Source organism: Actinosynnema sp. (genome assembly GCF_052038725.1).
In genome coordinates this window covers 1-3,446 of record NZ_JBQGCX010000396.1, presented here as the reverse complement: position 1 = coordinate 3,446, position 3,446 = coordinate 1, and the positions used below count along the sequence as shown (strand labels likewise).

General features: G+C 74.3%; 4 protein-coding genes. 1 reads left to right on the top strand and 3 read right to left on the bottom strand.

The window, feature by feature from the left end; genetic code table 11:
- The coding region (locus ACTUAL_RS07940) for an asparaginase (RefSeq protein ID WP_440899791.1) at nucleotides 1-459 on the bottom strand (459 nt) is incomplete at its 3' end.
- Between the two features lie 89 nt (nucleotides 460-548).
- Between ACTUAL_RS07940 and ACTUAL_RS07935 the strand changes: the two genes are divergently transcribed.
- Nucleotides 549-1,208, top strand: coding sequence for a GntR family transcriptional regulator (locus ACTUAL_RS07935; protein ID WP_096492158.1), 660 nt, complete (start codon nucleotides 549-551; stop codon nucleotides 1,206-1,208).
- Nucleotides 1,209-1,364: 156 nt separating this feature from the next.
- On the opposite strand, the gene ACTUAL_RS07930 is transcribed toward ACTUAL_RS07935, so the two are convergent.
- Entirely contained in the window at nucleotides 1,365-2,534 is a 1,170-nt protein-coding gene (locus ACTUAL_RS07930) for an acyl-CoA dehydrogenase family protein (RefSeq protein WP_015800407.1), read from the bottom strand.
- A 30-nt stretch (nucleotides 2,535-2,564) separates the two neighbouring features.
- Nucleotides 2,565-3,446: acyl-CoA dehydrogenase family protein (locus tag ACTUAL_RS07925; RefSeq protein WP_440899790.1), on the bottom strand; the 882-nt coding region annotated here is incomplete at its 5' end.

Below are 3,446 nucleotides of genomic sequence, written 5' to 3'. Positions count from 1 at the left end.
GTCGAGGTAGTCGGCGGTGGACCAGCCGTTGGCCGCGCAGGTCGCCAGCATCGCCGCGTGCTTGCCCGAGCAGTTCATGTACCTCGGCTCGGCGCCCCGGCCCAGCGCGTGGTGCGCGACCAGGGCGCGCTCGCCGATCGGCAGGCCGGGCGTGCAGCGCAGGTCGTCGAACCCGAGGCCGGCGCCCGCCAGGATCCGCCGCACGCCGTCGACGTGGAAGTCCTCGCCGGAGTGGCTGGCGCAGGCCAGCGCGAGCAGCTCGCGGTCCAGGTCGAGGCCGTTGCGCAGCATCGCGAGCGCCTGCACCGGCTTGTTCGAGGACCGGGGGTAGCAGACCTCGTCGGGCGAGCCGACCGAGAGCACCGCCGTCCCGGACGGGTCCAGGGCGACGACCGAGCCGTGGTGCACCGACTCCAGGAAATCGCCGCGCCACACCTCGGCGACCAGCTCGTGCGCCATGTCCCGCCCTCCTCGCTGGGCCGTCCGGCCCAAGCTGTCAACTGTTGGCAGTTAACAGCACGGGAGGGCGATGTGCTAGAGAGACTTCCGTGACACCGCCGATCCCGCTGGGGCTCACCGGGCAGACCGTGGACGCCCTGCGCGAGATCGTCCTGTCGGGTGAGGTGTCCGCGGGTCAGCGGGTCAACGAGGTCGAGCTGGCGGCGAGGCTGGGCATCAGCCGGGGGCCGGTGCGCGAGGCGATCCGCCAGCTGGCGTCCGAGGGGCTGCTGGTGCTCGTCCCGAACCGGGGCGCGTACGTGCCCGTGGCCGACGCCACCGAGGTCACCCTGCTGTTCGAGCTGCGCACGGCCCTGGAGTGCGCCGCCGCCGGTCTCGCCGCGGCCCGGCGCTCCGAGGCGGACGTGACCGCGATGCGCGCCGTGTGCGCCGAGTCCCGGCGCAGCCACCGGGCGGGCGAGCGGTTCCCGCACCGGCTGGACCTGGCCTTCCACAACGCCCTGCTGGACGCCGCCGCCAGCCCCCGGATCGCCGAGCAGGTGCGGCTGGTCCAGCAGCGGGTGGTGCTGCTGCGCAGCGCGCTGCGCGACGACCCGCCGCACCAGACCGCGTCGCTGGACGACCACGAGGCACTGGTCGACGCGGTCGAGGCCGGTGACGGCGCGCGGGCCGCCGAGGTCATGCGGGCGCACCTGGAGCGGGTGCGGGTGCAGCTGGTCGCCGAGGTCGGGGCCGAGCCCCGGAGCTGAGCCCCCGGAGCTGAGCCCAGGGGGCGGGACCCGGAGCCGGGTCACCGGGCGGGAGCGCGGGCGAACCGCCCCCGGCCCGCCCGCCGCTCATCCACCCGCCGGGTCACCCGCCCGCCTGCGTCACCCAGCGGGCCGCCGTCACCCAGCGAACTGCCGTCACCCCAGCGAGCCGGTGACCTTCGCGTGCCCCTTCAGCAGGTTCCGCGCGATCGTGCGCCGCTGGATCTCGTCCGTGCCCTCGTAGATCCGCAGCAGCCGCAGCTCCCGGTACCACCGCTCCACCGGCAGCTCCCGCGTGTACCCCATGCCGCCGTGGATCTGGAGCACCCGGTCCACGATCTCGTTCGCCTTCACCCCGCCGTACAGCTTCGCGATCGACTGCGCGTGCCGCGAGTCCACGCCCTGGTCGACCAGCCACGCCGCGTGCAGCACCAGCCACCGCAGCGCCTCCACCTCCACCGCGGAGTCGGCGATCATCCACTGGATCGCCTGGTACTCGGCGATGGGCTTGCCGAACGTGACCCGGTTCCTGGCCTGCTCGACCGCCATCTCCACCAGCCGCTCGCAGGACCCGAGCGCCCGCGCGGGCAGCAGGTACCGCCCCTGCCCGATCCACTGCATGGCCAGCCGGAACCCGCCGCCGACCTCGCCCAGCACGTTCTCCGACGGCACCCGCACCTCGTCGAACACCAGCGCCGCCGGACCCCACTGGCCCATCGTGGAGATCGGCTCCGAGCGCCACCCCATGTCCCGGTCCACCAGGAAGCAGGTGACGCCGCCGTCGGCGCCCCTCTCCCGGTCGGTCACCGCGAACACCATGGTGAAGTCCGCCTCGTGCCCGCCGGTGATGAACGTCTTCTCGCCGCTGATCACCCAGTCGTCGCCGTCGCGGCGCGCGGACGTCCGGATCGCCTTCGCGTCCGACCCCGCGCCCGGCTCGGTGATCGCGAAGCACGACACCCGCTCGCCGGAGATGGTCGGCAGCAGGTAGCGCTCCTTCTGCTCCTCGTTGCCGTGGAACAGGATGTTGTCGGCGTACCCGCCGAACCGGAACGGCACGAACGAGCGCCCCAGCTCGGTCTCCAGCAGCGCCGCCATCACCGCGCCCAGCCCCATCCCGCCGTACTCCTGCGGCGTGAGCACGCCGAAGAACCCCGACGCGCGGGCCTTGGCCTGGAGCTCGGCCAGCTCGTCGCCGGTGAGCCCCGGCTGCCCGGCCCGCTCGCGCCGCAGCACCTCCGGCTCCAGCGGTGTGATCTCCCGGCGCACGAACTCCCGCACCCAGTCCCGGACCTGCGTCTGCTCCTCGTCGAGCGCGAAGTCCATCCGTTTGCCTCCCAAGCGGGCCTTCGGCCCTCAGGTGAACGCGCTGACCCCGGTCAGCGCCCTGCCGATCAGCAGCCTCTGGATCTGGCTGGTGCCCTCGTACAGCGTGGTGACCCTGGTGTCCCGCAGGTGCTTGGCCACCGGGTGGTCGTCGAGGTAGCCGTACCCGCCCAGCACCTGCACCGCCCGGTCGGCCACCCGCACCGACGCCTCGCTCGCGTACAGCTTCGCCATGGACGCCTCGGTGCGGAACGGCTCGCCCCGGTCGGCCAGGTCCGCGCAGCGCCAGGTCAGCAGCCGGGCTGCGTCGGTCTCCACGGCCATGTCCGCCAGCAGCTCCTGCACCAGCTGGAACCCGGCGATGGGCCTGCCGAACTGCTCGCGCTCCCGCGCGTACCGCAGCGCGGCCTCCAGCGAGCCCCGCGCCGCGCCCACGCACCCGGCGGCCACCGACATGCGGCCCCGGTCCAGGGCGGCCATCGCCAGCGCGAAGCCGCCGCCCTCCTCGCCGAGCACCGCGTCGTCGGGCACGGGGACGTCGTCGAGCAGCAGCTCGGCGGTGGCCTGGCCGCGCATCCCGAGCTTGCCGCGGATCTCGCGCGCGGTGAAGCCGGGGGAGCCGGTGGGGACCAGGAACGCGGTGACGCCGCGCGGGCCGGGACCGCCGGTGCGGGCGAAGACCAGCGCGACGTCCGCCCAGGTGCCGTTGGTGATGAAGACCTTCCGGCCGCTCAGCCGCCAGCCGCCCGCGACGCGCGTGGCCGACGCGGCGAGCGAGCCCGCGTCCGAGCCGGTGTCCGGTTCGGTGAGCGCGAAGCAGCCCAGCAGCGCGCCGGAGCACAGCCCCGGCAGCCAGCGCTCGCGCTGCGCGTCCGAGCCCGCCCGCGCGATGGTCTTCGCGACCAGGCCCAG

Bases quoted from the DNA above. Each gene is read 5' to 3' on its own strand.
- ACTUAL_RS07930 (WP_015800407.1), bottom strand. From the start codon at position 2,534: ATGGACTTCGCGCTCGACGAGGAGCAGACGCAGGTCCGGGACTGGGTG.